The following is an 18,008-nucleotide window of genomic DNA, read 5'->3' on the forward strand; positions in this document are numbered from 1 at the left end:
GCGAGACAGTTCAAGCTTGATGGGAAACGGGATAGGGCCTATCCACGTGCGTTAAAAATGAGTAAAAACAAGTATCCCATTAAGTCTAAGAAAAATGCCGTTCACACTAAGTGAACGGCATTAGCCGATGGCGGGTTTTATATATTCGTTTTGGCAGTGTTACTGATACGAGTGGTCGCCATGCTGATGTTCGGTAACATCACGCACGCCCGTTAATTCACCGGCAAAGCGCTCGAGCATTTGCTTTTCAATGCCATCTTTTAAGGTAACATCGACCATAGAGCAACCGTTACAGCCGCCGCCAAATTGCAATACAGCCACGCCATCGTCAGTCACTTCCACTAGCATGATATTACCACCATGGCTCGCTAACTGTGGATTGATCTCTGACTGGATCATGTACTCGATGCGCTCATTTAACGCCGCGTCATCTGCCACTTTACGCATTTTGGCATTCGGCGCTTTTAAGGTCAGCTGCGAACCTAACTGGTCGGTCACAAAATCAATCGAGGCTTCCGCGAGGAAGGGCGCACTTTTTTCATCGACCATGGCGCTAAAACCGTTGAACTCGAGCTCGAGATCATCGGCTTCAACCGCATCGGGTGGACAATATGACACACCGCACTCTGCAGAGGGGGTGCCAGGGCTGATCACAAAGACCCGGATATGGGTGCCTTCAGGCTGATCGGCCAATAACTTTGCAAAATGTGCCTGGGCGGCATCGGAAATCGTAATCATCTGATCCTGCTCCACAGGTTAATACCTGAGTGATTTAGTAAGAATTAACTCACATCATACTCTGACTGGTGACGCCTTTGTAGTCCTGAGCTGAGTTTATCGCGCTATTTTGAGCTATCTGTCGAATAAACACAAACACAACAACACTTGCCATGGCGGTAAACAAACTGTTAATTTGCAATGAATTTATTACAAATTTGAGCATCATTTCTCATGGCGACGTTTACCCAGATATCACGATTCACTGTGCTCATTGCCCTCACAGCAATGCTCAGCCTCCCTGTCGTCGCTTCGACACCGTGGCAAATTGATGATGATTCGATCCAATCTCCGCCACCTAGCCCCGCAGAATTCTTAGGCTACCCGCTGGGGGAATGGCACTTACGTCATGATCAACTCAATCACTATTTGGCACAACTTGCTGCTAGCAGTCCCAGATTAAGCCTACAACAAAGCGGCGTTAGCCACCAGCAACGACAACAGTTAACCCTAGTGGTGACCTCCGCCGCCAACCAAGCCAATCTCGACAGCATCAAACAGCAACGTCAAGCCGTCAAGATCAGCGGCGAACAGGATAAACTGGTGTTATGGCTGGCCTATTCTATTCACGGTGATGAGGCCAGTGGCGCCCACGCCGCCATGGCGTTAAGTTATTTTCTCAGTCACAGTCAGGCGCCTTGGGTCACCCAACTGCTCGATCAAGCGGTCGTGTTAATTACCCCAAGCCAGAATCCTGATGGCATGGATAGGTTTGCCACTTGGGCCAATGATAATAAAGGCAAGCAAGCAGTGAGCAACCCTTATGATAGGGAACATAAACAAGCTTGGCCCGGTGGCCGCTTCAATCATTACTTAGCCGATCTCAATCGCGATTGGTTATTCCTATCTCACCCAGAAAGTCAGGGACGAGTGGCCTTGTTTCATCAATGGCAACCGCATCTTGTGGCCGATTTTCATGAGATGGGCCATCATCAGAGTTATTTTTTTCAGCCTGGGGTGCCTGAGCGTACCCATCCGCTCACATCGGCCACCAACCAAACTCTCACCAATCAACTGGCGCAGTTCCACCGCCAAAGTTTAGATGCCCGCGATCAGCCCTATTTTAGTCGCGAATCTTTTGACGATTTTTATTATGGCAAAGGCTCGACCTACCCCGATATCAACGGCGCTGTCGGGATCTTATTTGAGCAAGCTAGCGCTCGCGGTCAATTACAACAGTCTGATGACGCTCTAGTGAGTCTTCAGCAAGGGATCCTGAATCACTTTGCAACCTCAATCTCTAGCCTGCAAGGGGCGCTGGCCTTAGGTCAGGAATTACGCGATTACCAATCCGCCTTTTATCACGGCAAACGCGCGAGCTCGCAACGCCAATCTCAAGGCTTACTCATTCATACTCAAGGTGATAACGCCAGATTGCAACGCCTGACGCAGTTACTCGCGCGCCATCACATTGAATTTTGGTATCCCAACACCGATATTGATAGCTCGCAGGGGCTATTTGCTCGCGGCGCCAGCGTGTTCATTCCCAGTCAGCAAGCTCAATCGAGTTTACTCAACGCGCTGTTTGATCAACGCCAGCAGTTTAGCGATGCCACCTTTTATGATGTCTCGAGCTGGGATCTAAAGGCCACCTTTAATCTGCACATGACTGAGGCCAAGATAGCAACCAGCAAACTTGGCCAGCAGCCACCGCCAATCACATCGCAACCAGCAACCATAGGTGCGGCGCTTATTATCGATTGGCAATCTCAAGCCAGTGCGCAATTGCTGAACCAACTGCAACAAGCCGGCATTAGCGTTCGCGCCAGCAGCCAAGGGTTCAGTTTAACGACCCAAGGCGGCGTACAAGCATTCAGCCCCGGAACGTTAATTGTGTTTCAAGCTAACCAGCCGCTCAGCAAGACAGCATTGGTGAGTCTGGTTAACACGCTCGCGGCCCGCTATGGCGTGGCCGTCTATAGCACCGACAGTTTTTCCAGCCTCAAAGGCATAGATTTAGGGAGTAATAATATTGCCCCTATCGCCCCTGTGACCCCATTAATTATTACCGGCAGTGGCACCAAAGCCACCGAAGTTGGCGAGTGGTGGTTTCACTTGGACAACACCTTGGGGCTCACCACGCATAGGATCGATATCGACCGCTTAAGCCGAGAAAAATACCTGAGCCTTTCAGGCTATAGCCACCTCATTTTGGCCGACGGCAATTACCGCGGTCTCAGCAGCGAATTTTCCAGCAAATTGCGCTCATTTGTAGAAGAAGGGGGAGTCGTCATCGCCAACCAAGGCGCGATAGCTTGGCTTAACAAACAACATTTGATTGGCTCAGATATCTTGACTCGCAGTGACTTTAGCCCGCTCTTTGCCAGCCCTGACTTACGCTTTGCCGATAAAGCCGCATTGGCCGCCAAGCAAAGTATTGGCGGTGCCATTGTCACCCTGGATATTGATAACTCTCACCCCCTAAACTTTGGAGTATTAACCCGTGAAATTCAGGTACTTAAAAATCAGCCATTGGCTATCGAGCCCACCCCGCGCCCTTTTTTAAGCTCGGCCCAGTACGCCAACCCCGTACTCGACAGTGGTTTTCTCGCCCCGCAATACCAACAAAAACTGGCCGACACCACGGCCATGCGGGTAGAGACACTAGGAAGAGGCAGCATCATATTGCTGACGGATAATGTGTTATTTCGGAACATTTGGGCGCAAAACGAAAAAATAGTCGCTAACGCCTTATTCATGGTGCCAACCTTTATCGGTCAGCCGAGATCATAAATCAGATAAGCCGGGTGCTTCGGCTCTTGCCAGGCACCAGATCTGCACCACTATCCCCTGCGCAGTTAATAACGCGGCCACTTGCTCGGCGGTCGAGGCTGTCGTCACCACATCATCGATAATCGCCACGCTAAAGACCTCAGGACGACGTTGTAAGGCGAAGGCTCCCAAGACATTTTGGCGCCGTTGCTGGCCATTCAAGCCAGCTTGGGGGGGGGTGTCGCGGGTTCGGTATAACAGATCAGTAAGCACAGGTATCCCGCTCAAGGAAGATAACTCATCGGCAATCAATCGCGCCTGATTATAGCCGCGCTGCTGTAAGCGCAGAGGGTGCAAGGGAATGGGGATAAGCCCTTGCACCGGACGGATCAGTCCCTGATGAGATAAGAGTTGCACTCGCACCATTAAGGCTCGACACAGGGGCGTTATCGCCGCGAACTGCTGCTGATATTTAATCGCGGCCACCCACGGCCCCAAGTAAGAGTGGTAACTCATCGGCGCAATGATGGGTGTCGGCGTGCTAGCCTGACAACGGCCACAGTAATCGGTGCATTGAACCAACGCTTGACCACAACCTAAGCACACCTCGCCCTTGTATATACAAGCTTGCAGGCAAAATCCACATACCCCTTTGCCTGGTGGCGCAATTGCTTGATGACACAATAAGCAGCGGTTCGGTAAACTGGCCAATATTGTCGCCATCACGGCTTGATGAGCTCGTTGCCAATACCGTTGCAGCCCTTGCCAACGGCGTGGTAGCCATGCCATATCACCCCCGATATTCACTATATAAGGAAACGCCAGTGACCATGCAATTAGCCACCGCCCCACTTGCCATTGAGAGTTTTGGCCACGGCCAAGATCTCGTGCTCTTACATGGGTGGGGAGTCAACAGTGGCGTATTTATGCCCTTAGTCGAGCAACTGTCTCAGTATAAGGTGCATTTAATCGACTTGCCGGGCTTTGGTCATAGCCCGCTGACTCACAATGAACTGCAAGGCTGGCTCACGCAATTGCAAGCTCATATGCCCAAGCACGCCATTATTCTCGGCTGGTCACTTGGCGGCCTATTGGCGAGTTTATTGGTGCATCAGCACCCACAGCATTACCGCGGACTGATCACTGTCGCTTCATCCCCTTGCTTTCAGGCAAAATCACAGCCCGAGTGGCCGGGAATTGCTCCGCAGGTATTAAGCCAGTTTCACCGCCAATTGGATCACAACCTTGAACATACCATTGAGCGCTTTTTGGCGATCCAGGCCATGGGGTCTGTCAGCGCCAAAGCCGACATCAAGCAGATCCGCCAACACGTCTTGGCTCGGCCATTACCACAAAAGCCCGCACTAGAAATCGGGCTAGACTGGTTAGCCACCTTAGATATTCGCCAGCAATGCAGCCAAATTTCCCGCCCTTGGTTACGCATGTGGGGTATGTTGGATGGGTTAGTGCCGAAAAAGGTGATCCCATTAATGCCCCAACAGCCACTGTTTAGTGATTATCAGTTTGCCAAGGCATCCCACGGCCCTTTTATTTCTCACCCCGAGGAGTTTGTCAGCGCTCTGACGGACTGGATAACTCAGTTGCCTGCAAAAAACGACGCTTAACCTTTCATTTGAGCCTGTCTGCGGTTATTATTTAAACAAGCCCGTAGGCAGGAGAGCCCATGCAGCTGGTATCGAATTTCCCACAAGTTCCGTTGACCACATCGAATGTGGGCACTGACTTGGCGCGGGTGGATAACCAGCAAAAGCCGCATATTGTCCCCCCACAAGAAACCAGCAAACAACATCCCGAGCGTCAGCTCAATCAATACGATAGATCGCCTCAAACCAACCACCCCAGCATCCAAGAAAAAGCCAAAGAGCAGCAACAACACAAAGATCCCAACCAAGAGCAATCGCAACAACAGCAAAAACAACAACAGCTGATCGAGCAAATCCAAAAGAATCGGCTCAAGAACAAGCCGGCATTAACCCGTCGCGATTTGGTGCAATCAACGGCGACGGCACGCACGCAAACGGCACCCACCCAAGCGGCGCCAGTGCCATTGGCCACTGACCTGATGCCCCAAGTGCGCCAGCATATTCAGCACACCTATAGCTTGGGGGTGACAAATCCGCGATTTGGTGAACTGGATATTCAAATCTAACCGACGTCAGCCACAAAAAAACCGGCATCGCCGGTTTTTTTAGTACGCCACTCACGTCCGTTTAGTTTTTCTTAAGCTTGGCAAAGGCGTCGGCAAAGGCGTTACCCATGGCAGCATTGACTTGTTTTGGCTGCTTAGGTTTATTGGCCGGCTTTTTACCAGCCGATGCTTTCGCGCTCGAGTGACTCATCGCCTTAGTTGCGGTCGCGGCTTTTTCATCCAGACGCATACTCAAGCCAATGCGGCGACGCTCAACATCCACTTCCATCACTTTCACTTTCACCACATCACCAGCTTTTACGACGGTATGAGGGTCAGAGACAAATTTGTCCGTCAGCGACGAAATATGCACCAAGCCATCTTGATGAACCCCGACATCCACAAAAGCACCAAAGTTGGTGACGTTAGTGACCACACCTTCAAGGATCATATCGAGTTTGAGATCGTTAATCTCTTCCACGCCCTCTTTAAAATGAGCGGTTTTGAACTCACCGCGTGGATCGCGACCCGGTTTTTCGAGCTCTTGGAGAATATCGCCGATCGTGGGTAAGCCAAACACCTCAGTCACAAAAGCATTGGCATCGATCTTAGCCAATAATTCGCTATTGCCTATCAGCTCATTAACCGCCACCTGATAATGACGCGCCATCGCCTCGACAACCGCATAGGTTTCTGGATGCACGCCCGACGCGTCTAAGGGATTGGCGCCATGTAAACGTAAAAACCCGGCGGCTTGTTCGAATGCTTTCGGGCCAAGGCGAGGCACTTTAAGCAAGGACTTACGGTCAGTAAACTGACCGTTTTCATCACGGTAGCTCACCAAATTTTTAGCCAAGGTCTTATTCAACCCTGCCACTTGCGCCAATAAGGGTGCCGATGCCATGTTCACATCCACGCCCACATGGTTCACACAATCCTCAACCACGGCTTCGAGCGAGGCCGACAATTGGCTTTGACTAACATCGTGCTGATATTGCCCGACGCCAATGGCTTTAGGCTCAATCTTAACCAATTCGGCCAACGGATCTTGCAGGCGGCGAGCAATAGAGACTGCGCCGCGAATCGTCACATCCAGATCAGGGAATTCTGCCGCGGCCAATTCCGAGGCGGAATACACCGAAGCTCCCGCTTCTGACACCATAATTTTGGTGACATTCGCATGGGTGTCTTTCACATAGGTCATGACTTCAGCCGCCAGCTTATCGGTTTCACGGGAGGCCGTGCCATTACCGATAGCGATCAACTCAACCTTATGCATTTTGACTAAGTTAGCTAAGCTGCGCACTGACTTTTCCCACTGATTTTGCGGGGCATGAGGATGAATAACCGTATGAGCCACTAGCTTGCCAGTGTTATCAACAATGGCCACTTTCACCCCGGTACGTAAGCCAGGATCCAGCCCCATGGTCGCCTTAGCACCCGCCGGAGGCGCCATCAGTAAGTCATTAAGATTACGGGCAAAAACTTTAATAGCTTCGGCTTCCGCCTGCTCACGCATTCGCGTAATAAATTCGTTTTCCATTTGCAGCGCGATTTTGACTCGCCAAGTCGCGGTCACCACAGTGCGTAACCAAGTGTCGACTTCGCCCTTGCCCAAGTTCAATTGCAAGCGGTCTAAAATGATATGTTCGCAAATCGCGGCGCCATCCCCTTGACTATCGGCCTGCATTGCCAATGACAACACACCTTCATTACGACCACGCAGCATGGCCAACGCGCGATGTGATGGCACCTTGTTGATGGCTTCTTGATGATCAAAATAATCGCGGAACTTGGCACCGTCTTTTTCTTTGCCGGTCACCAATTGACTCTTAATCACCGCTTCTTGTTGTAAATGCTGGCGAATGGTCAAGAGCAACTCGGCGTCTTCGGCAAACCGCTCCATCAGGATATAACGGGCCCCTTCCAGTACCGCTTTGGTATCGCCAAAGCCAGCAGCGACATCGAGGTAAGCCGTCGCACGCTGGTGAATATCACCGCTGCGATCGGCCAATAACGATTCCGCTAATGGCAATAAACCGGCTTCAATTGCAATTTGCCCCTTAGTGCGTCGCTTAGGTTTAAAGGGGAGGTATAAATCTTCCAGACGGGTCTTACTGTCGGCACCATCGATGGCAAGGCGCAACGCATCAGTTAGCTTGCCTTGGGTGTCAATGCTGGCCAAAATCACTTGGCGCCGATCATTTAATTCGCGTAAATAACCTAAACGTGAATGCAGGCTGCGCAATTGGTTATCATCCAGACCACCGGTGGCTTCTTTGCGATAACGGGCGACAAACGGCACCGTGGCCCCCTCATCCAGCAAGGCGATCGTGGCTAGCACTTGCTGTTCACGGACATTTAATTCTTGGGCGATTTTCAGAGCAATATTATGCATAGTCAATTTCTGTCACATCTCTCGGGGTAAGGCCAAACGCTAAGGGCAAGATACCATAAGCCGTAAACCTTACCGAAAACTAATCAGTAAATGCTTGATATTGGATGGCATTGATATACCAAAGTTTCAAGCCCAAAGGGGTATTTACTTGTACTTCATCATCGACCTGTTTACCAATTAAGGCGCGCGCCATTGGCGAATCAATGGTGATATATCCCAGTTTAGTATCGAGTTCATCTTTGCCGACAATCCGATACCGCACCACCTCCGCTTGCTCATTTTCGAGCTCAACCCAGGCACCAAAAAACACCTTACCTTCTTGCTGAGGGGAATAGTCGACGATTTTCAGTTCTTCGAGTCGTTTAACTAGGTAACGAACTCGGCTATCTATTTGTCTTAAAAGACGTTTGTTATAAGTGTAGTCTGCGTTTTCAGAGCGATCGCCCTGGGCTGCCGCCTCTTGCACCTTTTTAGTGATCTCTGGACGGTATTGTTTCCACAGGTACTTAAGCTCTGTGTCTAACGCTTGCCAGCCTTTGCGAGTTATCAGATGTGCTTTCATGGTGTATTGACTCGTGCTCGAAAGATAAATGCTGCTTACTGTCAGCCCTAGTTAACGGGGAATATCGTCGGCTGCTAGTGTATACCAATCATTTTAGGAAAGTGAGTAATTCAGCGGCGCAAGACCGCGAGGCGCTCAGCGTGCAACAAGGTGTTAACCAATGCAAAACATTTACTGTTATTATGGCCGTCACTATTGCTAGCCTACCAAGAGAATGAGCCATGGATGTCCTTCGCCTAACCTGTATCAGTATTGCCAGTGTCGCCCTGCTTACCCCAAGCTTTGCCGACGATAACTTGGCCGCCATTCAGTATCTCACCGCCGATGCTTATCTTGATGTGAGTAACGGCAAACGCATCAATAACCCCGCCATCATCATTGCGGATAATCGCATTCGTGATATTGGCCAGCAAGGCGAGCTGGCGATCCCTGCTGGCGCCAATGTTATCCATCTCGAGGGGCAAACCTTGTTGCCGGGATTAATGGATATGCATGTTCACTTAACGGGGGATGCCAGCGACAATTTCCTAGAAGCACAAAATTACTCTATTCCCCGTCAAACAGTAAAAGCGGTCAAAAATGCCGAAACCACATTAATGGCCGGTTTTACCACGGTGCGTAATCTCGGGGCCGATGGTTACAGTGTCATCGCCACACGAGATGGTATCGACGCCGACGAAATTCCCGGCCCACGGATTTGGGCCGCGGGCCATTCGGTATCGATCACTGGGGGCCATTGTGATGACAACTTTAGCGCGCCTGAGAAAAAATCGCTGGCGGGCGGGGTGGCCGATGGCCCATGGCAAGTACGCGCTAAGGTACGGGAAAATATTAAATATGGCGCCAATACCATTAAAATTTGTGCCACCGGTGGGGTGTTTTCTAAAGGCACCAAGGTCGGGGTGCAGCAATTTAGCGAAGAGGAACTTAAAGCCGCAGCCGATGAAGCCCACTTACGCGGTTTAGTGATTGCCGCCCATGCCCATGGTACCAGCGGCATTAAAGCGGCTATCCGCGCTGGGATTGATAGCATAGAGCACTGCAGCTTTATGGATAAAGAGGCCATAGCGCTCGCCGTCAAGCATGGTACCTATTTGTCGTGCGATATTTATAATACCGAATACACTCTGGCTTATGGCGCAGCCAATGGCGTACCCGAAGCTAATATCAACAAAGAAAAGCAGGTGTCACAGGCCCAGCGCGATAGTTTTCGCGCGGCCGTGAAGGCGGGAGCCAAGATGGTCTTTGGATCGGATGCGGCCATTTACCCCCACGGCGATAATGGCAAACAATTCTCACGGATGGTGACCTTTGGTATGACGCCCTTGCAAGCAATTCAAGCCGCAACTATCAATAGTGCCGACTTATTAAAACAGACGGATATCGGCCAAATTAAACCCGGATATTTGGCCGATATTATTGCGGTTAAAGGCGACCCTATCGCGCACATTGAGTTGCTGGAAAATGTGAGTTTTATTATGAAAGACGGCGTGATTTACAAGCAGTAATCGCGGCACTTTCCATCACGACACCGGCGTTGTGGTTTACCAACAGCGCCGGTGTGGTAGTCTTGGCCGCGGCAGTTATTTGAGCATTAGCTCTGGATGGATCACTTGAGCGCGATAACCAGTGGCAAACATATCGTGACTATTAATGTCGATGCGCACCGCCGGTTCGGTTTCACCGTATCTATGTTCAACCAAAATAGAATGCACCTTACCTGTGGTGTCATCGAGTTTCATATTGCCATAGCCACCGCCGAGGCCAAATAAGCCGGCCGAGGCAAAATAGCTCATGATGCTGTCTTTATCGGCTTGATATTTAACGATAGATGTCACCGGCGAATAGCCGTCATAGCCCAGCTCATCCTTGCCATATTGCCACACTTGCTCCACCGTCATCTTATCTTCGTCGATCTTGTACTCCACCGCGCGCGAATACTTCGCCATCGGGAACATCGGTTGCGCTAAATGGCGGCCATCGCCATTATCGAAAACCGTCCAAGTGCCCTTTTCATCGACCTTGTAAGCTGTATGCGGGGTATAAACAAAATCAAATTCACTGCCGGCACACATACCGCGTACCGTGCAGTGGATCACCTGACCGTCAGCATCAACAGGGGTTAACAATTTAGCCGCCAGCGCCTCATTCCAGCCGTGGGAAGGGCTTAAAATCCACTTGACCTGCTTATCGCGACCAATCTTAATCACCGCCGACTGATGACGGGAACTGATAATAATGCTGTCATCGCTAGGATCATAATCGATGGAGTTCACGTGGGCCCAGTTGCGGCCAGTCTCAACCCCATGAATATCTCCCATTGGGGCCGTGCGTAAGTCTTGGGCTGAGGATTGCTTACCCGCTTGAGAAATATCGATGTTTAAGCACACGGCGCCGGCATCTAACGACAATAACGCGGCATCACGCATCGGATCGAGGATGCTATTTAAATCCCAATAGTCGATTAACTTACCGCTAGCATCAACCTCGATAATGTGATCGCGCACCGTGTTGACTAGTAAGCCATCGGCGCGGCGATAGTCTTTGGCGGCCACTCGCAGTAAGAAATGTCCGTTTTCCACTTGAATGCCTTCATGGGAAGCATCAATAAACTGCCCAGGGAGTCGATGGGATGAAATCATCCGCCCCATCAGGGTCATTTGTTTCCATGTTTGACCTTGAACCCACACCATATTGCCCGCGGCCGTGATGTTCATGCCCATGGCATACCCTGCGCCGTCATAACGACTGGCATCATGGCTGGTGTAAGGGTTCATATACCAACGAATGTCTCCGGCGGTATCAATAATGAAAAACCCAGGCTTGCCATCCCAAGAAAATGCGCCAGGCGCCGTTGGGTTGTTATGCATTAACGGCGATGACTTGCCATCGGGATTAGTCCAATTGAGGAAATATAATCTGTCGCTAAAATCAGCATCGACTTTTTTGACGTCCACCAGCGGTGCTTTGGCCCATTGGCTCTCAGAAAAGCCCATGTCGACATCTGGCGTCATTAGCCGATAATCATGTTGTTTTGCTTGCCCATTCTCTTGCCAGCTAATGGTGAACTTATTGTAATGATCTGGGTAGAGCCCAAAAATGGGCACCCCACCTTCATCCATGATGCGCATATCGGCCACGGCATACTCAATATCGATGCCTTGCTCGCCCTTCTTATGGACTTTGACTTTGACACCTGAGATCTGATGACCGTCTAAGGTGAGTAATGCGGTTAGCGGGGCATGCTCATAAGGATTGTGGATTAGGTAGCCTAAGGGTGAGCCACTTTCAGGCATTGGCTTCATTCCGGTGCTGGCGGCTTGCGCACCCAATGAGCTGATGGCGAGCATCAAAAACAAGGTGAATATTTTGTACATAATCCTTCCCCACTAAAAATTCTGCATCAGTATAAATAGCCTTGGGTAGGAAAAAACCTCGTTAGGTGAACAAGGAGGGATGGCTCACACATACTGACTAAAAAATGTGAGCATGGGGGGCAATGGCTGATATCCGTCGCCCAAGAAGTTCTCTTCATCTTGGTCTAATCGACGCAAATATTGCCAAAAATTAACTCCTAAACTAGGCTGATATTTGCTATTTCTGTCCTTAGCCTGCCGCAAATTTTAGGGATCATCATGTCAACTGCCAACGATATTCCAGTCGAAAAAACTGGCGCTAATTCGAACACGGCTCGCAACTTATTGGTGTTAGCCATCATAGTCATAGCCTTTATCATTGCCGGCTACTTTTATATTCACCATCAAAAAATGTATCCCGCCACTGACGATGCTTATGTGCACGCCAATATCTTATACGTGGCGCCGCAATTAAGCGGCAAGATTGCCGCTGTGAATGTGCAAGATTATCAGCAAGTCAATCAAGGGGATTTACTGGTCAAAATCGATGCCGCCCCTTTCGAGGCTCAGCTGCAACAAGCTAAGGCGGCGTACGAAATCGCGTCGCAAAATAACAAGGCCACCGATGATGCCATCTTAGCCGCAAGTGCCAATGTTCGCGCCGCTGACGCCAACCTCACTGATGTCCAAAAGAATTACCGCCGAACCCTCGATCTGGTGACACAAGCCTTATTACCCCAGCAAGATGCCGATAACGCCAAATCACAATTGGCCGGCGCCCAAACCAACCTAGAAGCCGCGCGCGCCAAGATGTCGCAACTGATCACGCAACAGGGGGCCAAAGGCGATGAAGCCCCGCAAGTCAAACAAGCCGCAGCGGCGCTCAGTCAAGCCACCCTTAACTTGTCGTATACCAATGTGATAGCTCCCCATGATGGCTATTTAGGCGAGGTCGGTGTCCGCCCTGGCAGCGTCGTGTCACCGGGGATGTCGATGATGCCCTTGGTAGAATCAGACTCTTTTTGGGTCGAAGCCAACTACAAAGAATCGACTGTGGGCTTACTTCAGGTCGGCATGACTGCCAGTATAGTGTTAGATATGTACCCTGACGTTACCTACCAAGGAGACATTGAAGCCATCTCACCGGCCAGCGGCTCCTCCTTTTCATTACTGCCCCCTGAAAATGCTACGGGTAACTGGGTCAAGGTTCCTCAGCGTTTCCCTGTCCGAATTAAACTGGGATCACTCAGTGGTAAACCCCCTCTACGTGCCGGCGCAAGTGCTACCGTGACCGTTGATACCCAAGCCATAGTCAGCCAACAATGAGCGCCGATACTGCAAGCACTGTCTTGCCTAAATCCACCCGTACTATGGTGACCCTAGCCGTGATGTTATCGGCCATCATGGTGCTACTGGATATGACCATCGCCAATGTTGCGCTGCCACAAATGATGGGCGCCTTGGGAGTGACCTCCGAGCAAGTGACCTGGATATTGACCTCTTATTCGATGGCCGAAGCCATTTTTATTCCGCTCGCCAGTTATTTATCGTTGAAAATTGGCTTACGCAAACTGCTATTAGTCTCAGTCACTGGCTTTGTGATCAGTTCAGCCCTGTGTGGGCAGGCCGATTCATTGGCCGAGATGGTGGTGTTTAGGATCATGCAAGGCGCATTTGGCGCCTCGGTGATCCCCTTATCTCAATCGATTATGGTGCAAATATACCCCGCCAACGAACGCGGCAAAGCCATGGCATTATTTAGCGTTGGTGTCTTACTTGGCCCCATTTTAGGCCCCACTCTTGGCGGCATCATTACTGAAAACATGGATTGGCGCTGGATTTTTTACGTCAACTTACCCATAGGTATTTTGTGTTTATCTTTACTGTATTTCTTCGTCAAACTCGATGGTCGCGGCAAAACCACCGTGGACTGGCCGCTGGTATTTGGGATGGCGCTGGGGATTGGTTTATTGCAAATGGTCCTTGATAGAGGCAACGAAGAGGGATGGTTTAGCTCGAATCTGATTTTATTTGCCACCATTATCAGTGTCTGTGCTTGGCTATTTTTCTTAGCACGGTCTTGGATCACTAAGGGCGATATCGCCCCGATGTGGTTACTGAAAGATCGCAACTTGGCGGTGTCATGCCTGCTGATGGCTGGGTTTTCTATGGGCATGTTTGGCATTACCCAACTGCAACCTATGATGCTAGAGCAGCTGCTCAATTACCCCGTAGAAACCACAGGCTTTGCGATGGCCCCACGAGGATTAACGTCCGCCATCGTACTGTTAGCACTCGCCCGCTTTATGGATAGACTCGATCCGCGCATGCTCATTGGCATAGGCTTACTGCTCAATGCGCTAGGCACTTATCTTATGATGCAATATTCGATGAATATCGATCTGCATTGGATCTTGTTGCCCTCGATAATCCAAGGGGCAGGCATGGGGCTGGTGTTTGCACCACTGAGCCAATTAGCTTATGCCACCTTAAGTCGCCAAGATACTGTCAGTGGCGCGGTGGTGTTTAATTTATGCCGCACCTTAGGGGGTTCCTTTGGGATTTCGATTGTGAATACCTATTTTAGTCGAACTCAGCAAGCAGAATGGCACAGCTTGGGTGCCGATTTATCGGCGACAAACCCCTTGATGCAACAAGCTGCCATGGCGCATCACACCACAGTCACGGACCCGAGTTTTATTGCACAAATTACTGGGTTACTGCACCAGCAATCCACATTATTAGCCTTCGTATATACCTTCGGGTTTATCATGATCTCCTACCTAGTGCTGATGCCACTCTTGATGCTCTTTAAACGTAAGCAAGCAGCCATGGCCTAATGACGATGATTTATCGCCTTGGCCCGCATGATAAATTGTCAGCCTATATTGGTACTTAGCCGATTGTGCCTGTATATTAGCAACAATAACAACACACTTTCAGCTGTATCCCGCTACACAGCTTCTTACAACATCATGGGTATTATCATGGGACAAGAAACGTCTAAAATTTTGATTGTTGATGATGACATGCGCCTTCGTGGCTTATTAGAGCGCTATTTATTAGAGCAGGGATTTCAAGTTCGCAGTGCCGCCAATGCCGAGCAAATGAATCGCTTATTGGCTCGCGAAAATTTCCATTTGATGGTGTTAGATTTAATGCTCCCAGGTGAAGATGGCCTGTCGATTTGCCGTCGCCTGCGTCAACAAGATAACACCCTGCCCATTGTCATGCTAACCGCCAAAGGCGATGAAGTGGATCGCATTATTGGCCTCGAATTAGGCGCCGATGATTACCTGCCAAAACCCTTTAATCCACGCGAACTATTAGCACGGATTAATGCCGTGATGCGCCGTCGAGTACAAGATGTCCCCGGCGCGCCAGCTCAACAAGAAGAGCTGATCACCTTCGGCGAATTTAGCCTCAACTTAGCCACTCGTGAAATGTTCCAAGGGGACACGAATATCCCGCTGACCAGCGGTGAATTTGCGGTACTTAAGGTGCTGGTTAAGCACCCGCGCGAACCCTTGTCTCGTGACAAACTCATGAATCTCGCCCGCGGTCGTGATTATTCCGCCTTAGAACGCTCGATTGACGTGCAAGTGTCACGCTTACGCCGCCTGATTGAAGTCGATGCCACGAGTCCACGGTATATCCAAACCGTGTGGGGCTTAGGTTATGTATTTGTGCCCGATGGCAGTAAGACTAAATGAGTTCAGCCAATAAACGGCGCTGGCTGCCTCGCAGCGCCTTTAGCCAAATCTTCGTGTTAATTGCTTTTTTGCTGCTAATAAATCAAGTGGTGTCCTACATCACGGTCGCGGTGTACTTTATCAAACCAAGCTATCAGCAGATTAACCAATTGATTGCCCGCCAAGTGCAAATGCTCTTTGCTGATGGGGTCGATATTGGCCGTGAAAATTTAACCTTGGTGGCCGCACTTAACGCCAAGGTCAAAGACAATGGCATGCAGGTGTATAACCATAAAGATGCCATCTTGGCCGGGGTCGACAATGCCACCTCGTATCAACTGCTCTCGTCGCAAATGTCTGAATATTTAGGAGGTAAGGCTGAGGTGAGAGTCGCCCAAGGCCGGGCGTTCCAAATTTGGATTAAACCGCCACAAGCCCCATCTATTTGGATCAAGGTCCCACTCTCTGATTTCAATGAACTCGAACTTTCGCCGTTATTACTCTATCTCATCGTGATTGGTGGCCTCAGTGTCTTTGGTGGCTGGTGGTTTGCCCGCCAACAAAATCGACCATTAAGACGCCTGCAAAAAGCGGCTATTTCGGTATCTAAGGGACGCTTCCCTGACACCTTACCTCTGAGTGGATCGACTGAGATTATCGAAGTAACCAACGCCTTTAATCATATGGCCCAGAGCATGAAACAGCTCGAACAAGACCGAGCATTGTTAATGGCGGGTATTTCTCATGATCTGCGTACCCCACTCACCCGTATCCGCCTCGCCAGCGAGATGATGGTCGAAGAAGATCAATACCTTAAAGATGGCATCGTCAATGACATTGAGGATATGGATGCGATTATCGATCAATTTATTTCTTATGTCAGGCAAGACTTAGCGGTCAAACGCGAGGCGCACGCCATTAACCGTCTACTAGAAGACGTGGCCGCCGCCGAATCGAGTCGCATCGATATTGAGCTGGCCTTATCGCCTTGCGATATGGTGCCGATGAATGACATTGCCATCAAGCGCGTGATCGCTAATCTCGTTGAAAATGCAATTAAATACGGCAATGGCTGGGTGAGGATATCCTCGCGTCAGCACCCAGACGCAATTGAATTTACCGTCGAAGACAATGGCGCGGGCATCCCCAGCACTGATATCCCTAAATTATTCGAACCCTTCACCCGTGGCGATAGCGCTCGCAGCAACACCACAGGTTCAGGGCTTGGATTAGCCATCATTAAGCGCATTATCGATATTCATAATGGCCGAGTGCAATTAAGTAATCGCCCTCAAGGCGGCCTTCAAGCCAGCATTCACTTACCTTTGGTACAAGCTCAATATCAGGATGACTAATACACAATGATGCCCAGATAAACTGGGCATCATCTCAATGTGCTTTGGAACATTAATTAACGGTCACAAGCTGGCCAACACCGCCTCGGCGCTACTGACCCCAAAAGACTTTTCTGGCTCAACAAACAAGCCAGTGACCACGCCATCATCGATCACCATGGCATAACGTTGTGAGCGTGTGCCACCAAAGCCGGCGGTGTCCATTGAGAGCCCCAACGACTTGGCAAAACTCCCGTCGCCATCGGCTAGCATGGTAATGGCCTCGGCATTATTCGCCTGCCCCCAAGCCCGCATTACAAACGCATCGTTCACCGAGACACACGCAATCAGGTCAACGCCCTTAGCTTGCAATTGATCGGCATAGACCACGTACCCAGGTAAATGCGTTTCAGAGCATGTGGGGGTAAACGCACCAGGCACAGCAAACAACACCGCCCGCTTGCCCGCAAACAACTCGTGCACTTGATGCTGGCTCATGCCTTCGGCGGATAACTCGGATAACACACCTGCAGGTAATTTCTGTCCAACGGCTATCATAACGACTCCTGTTAATTAATTAGCTTCTACAGCATAGTCCCATTTACGCCAGACAAAAACAGACAAACAGCAAGGAAATAACAATCACCGGGGGCTCAGATAGACAAGACTGATACTAACATCAACAAACTAGTTGATTTATAGGCATTAACCATTAACAGCAATAAACTTAAAAACATTTTTGAAACAACCTTCAACAGCTAATGTCATGCAAATAAAAATTGATTGTAAACAATGAGATAAATACAAATGCATTATTGATTTATGCAATCTACGGGGAGTGAAATATTTACATTAGACCTGGTAATCAATACACAAACTTAAGGATAACTATGCGGGTAACCAGGCGTTGTTTCCTAAATCATTGAACTAATCATCAGAACCACGATCAGATCATTAGAACTTTGAGATGGGTGACGATGATGGGTAAGGCAAAGTACAAAATCAGCAACTGGAAGCAATATAACCAA

14 protein-coding genes are annotated in these 18,008 nt (G+C 49.8%); 8 read left to right on the forward strand and 6 right to left on the reverse strand.

Annotated features, from left to right (window positions below):
* Positions 1-159: 159 nt before the first annotated feature.
* Positions 160-738 carry a Fe-S biogenesis protein NfuA gene (gene nfuA / locus KU855_RS16780; RefSeq protein ID WP_218531811.1) on the reverse strand — a complete coding sequence of 193 codons (579 nt, stop codon included), beginning with the start codon at positions 736-738 and terminating at the stop codon, positions 160-162.
* Positions 739-951: 213 nt separating this feature from the next.
* Between nfuA and KU855_RS16785 the strand changes: the two genes are divergently transcribed.
* The gene (locus KU855_RS16785; RefSeq protein ID WP_256261099.1) at positions 952-3,510 is read left to right on the forward strand and encodes a M14 family zinc carboxypeptidase; all 2,559 of its coding nucleotides are present in this window, start codon (positions 952-954) and stop codon (positions 3,508-3,510) included.
* Here KU855_RS16785 and KU855_RS16790 read toward each other — a convergent pair.
* A complete protein-coding gene (locus tag KU855_RS16790) occupies positions 3,505-4,278 on the reverse strand; it encodes a ComF family protein (protein WP_218531813.1) in 774 nt (257 codons plus the stop codon). The two genes, KU855_RS16785 and KU855_RS16790, sit on opposite strands and share 6 nt — an antisense overlap.
* A 41-nt stretch (positions 4,279-4,319) precedes the next feature.
* Between KU855_RS16790 and bioH the strand changes: the two genes are divergently transcribed.
* Both bioH and KU855_RS16800 read left to right on the forward strand, forming a co-directional pair.
* Positions 4,320-5,114 carry a pimeloyl-ACP methyl ester esterase BioH gene (gene bioH / locus KU855_RS16795; protein WP_218531865.1) on the forward strand — a complete coding sequence of 265 codons (795 nt, stop codon included), beginning with the start codon at positions 4,320-4,322 and terminating at the stop codon, positions 5,112-5,114.
* A gap of 59 nt (positions 5,115-5,173) precedes the next feature.
* Positions 5,174-5,659, forward strand: coding sequence for a hypothetical protein (locus tag KU855_RS16800; protein WP_218531815.1), 486 nt, complete (start codon positions 5,174-5,176; stop codon positions 5,657-5,659).
* 61 nt (positions 5,660-5,720) lie between these two features.
* On the opposite strand, the gene KU855_RS16805 is transcribed toward KU855_RS16800, so the two are convergent.
* Positions 5,721-8,036 carry a Tex family protein gene (locus tag KU855_RS16805; protein ID WP_218531816.1) on the reverse strand — a complete coding sequence of 772 codons (2,316 nt, stop codon included), beginning with the start codon at positions 8,034-8,036 and terminating at the stop codon, positions 5,721-5,723.
* Positions 8,037-8,115: 79 nt separating this feature from the next.
* Complete coding sequence (greB, locus tag KU855_RS16810; protein WP_218531824.1) at positions 8,116-8,598, reverse strand: transcription elongation factor GreB; 483 nt, start codon at positions 8,596-8,598, stop codon at positions 8,116-8,118.
* A 221-nt stretch (positions 8,599-8,819) separates the two neighbouring features.
* On the opposite strand from greB, the gene KU855_RS16815 reads away from it, so the two are divergent.
* Positions 8,820-10,106, forward strand: a complete 1,287-nt coding sequence (locus tag KU855_RS16815; protein ID WP_218531826.1) for an amidohydrolase family protein — start codon at positions 8,820-8,822, stop codon at positions 10,104-10,106.
* Between the two features lie 75 nt (positions 10,107-10,181).
* Here KU855_RS16815 and KU855_RS16820 read toward each other — a convergent pair whose 3' ends face one another.
* A complete protein-coding gene (locus KU855_RS16820) occupies positions 10,182-11,975 on the reverse strand; it encodes an aryl-sulfate sulfotransferase (RefSeq protein WP_218531827.1) in 1,794 nt (597 codons plus the stop codon).
* A gap of 258 nt (positions 11,976-12,233) precedes the next feature.
* Here KU855_RS16820 and KU855_RS16825 point away from each other — a divergent pair, with 258 nt between their 5' ends.
* From KU855_RS16825 to envZ, 4 genes are all read left to right on the forward strand, one after another.
* Positions 12,234-13,280 carry an HlyD family secretion protein gene (locus KU855_RS16825; RefSeq protein WP_218531828.1) on the forward strand — a complete coding sequence of 349 codons (1,047 nt, stop codon included), beginning with the start codon at positions 12,234-12,236 and terminating at the stop codon, positions 13,278-13,280.
* Positions 13,277-14,794 (forward strand): DHA2 family efflux MFS transporter permease subunit, encoded by a 1,518-nt coding sequence (locus tag KU855_RS16830; protein WP_218531838.1) that lies wholly within the window; start codon positions 13,277-13,279, stop codon positions 14,792-14,794. The genes KU855_RS16825 and KU855_RS16830 overlap by 4 nt, the downstream gene beginning before the upstream one ends.
* Before the next feature lie 147 nt (positions 14,795-14,941).
* On the forward strand, positions 14,942-15,667 hold the full coding sequence (gene ompR / locus KU855_RS16835) for a two-component system response regulator OmpR (RefSeq protein WP_256261100.1): 726 nt from the start codon (positions 14,942-14,944) through the stop codon (positions 15,665-15,667).
* Positions 15,664-17,001, forward strand: coding sequence for a two-component system sensor histidine kinase EnvZ (gene envZ, locus KU855_RS16840; protein ID WP_218531853.1), 1,338 nt, complete (start codon positions 15,664-15,666; stop codon positions 16,999-17,001). Before ompR ends, envZ begins: the two co-directional genes overlap by 4 nt.
* A gap of 63 nt (positions 17,002-17,064) precedes the next feature.
* Here envZ and KU855_RS16845 read toward each other — a convergent pair whose 3' ends face one another.
* Positions 17,065-17,538 (reverse strand): peroxiredoxin, encoded by a 474-nt coding sequence (locus tag KU855_RS16845; RefSeq protein ID WP_218531856.1) that lies wholly within the window; start codon positions 17,536-17,538, stop codon positions 17,065-17,067.
* Positions 17,539-18,008: the final 470 nt, after the last annotated feature.

Source organism: Shewanella sp. NIFS-20-20 (assembly GCF_019209865.1).
In the GTDB taxonomy this organism is placed as follows: Bacteria; Pseudomonadota; Gammaproteobacteria; order Enterobacterales; family Shewanellaceae; genus Shewanella.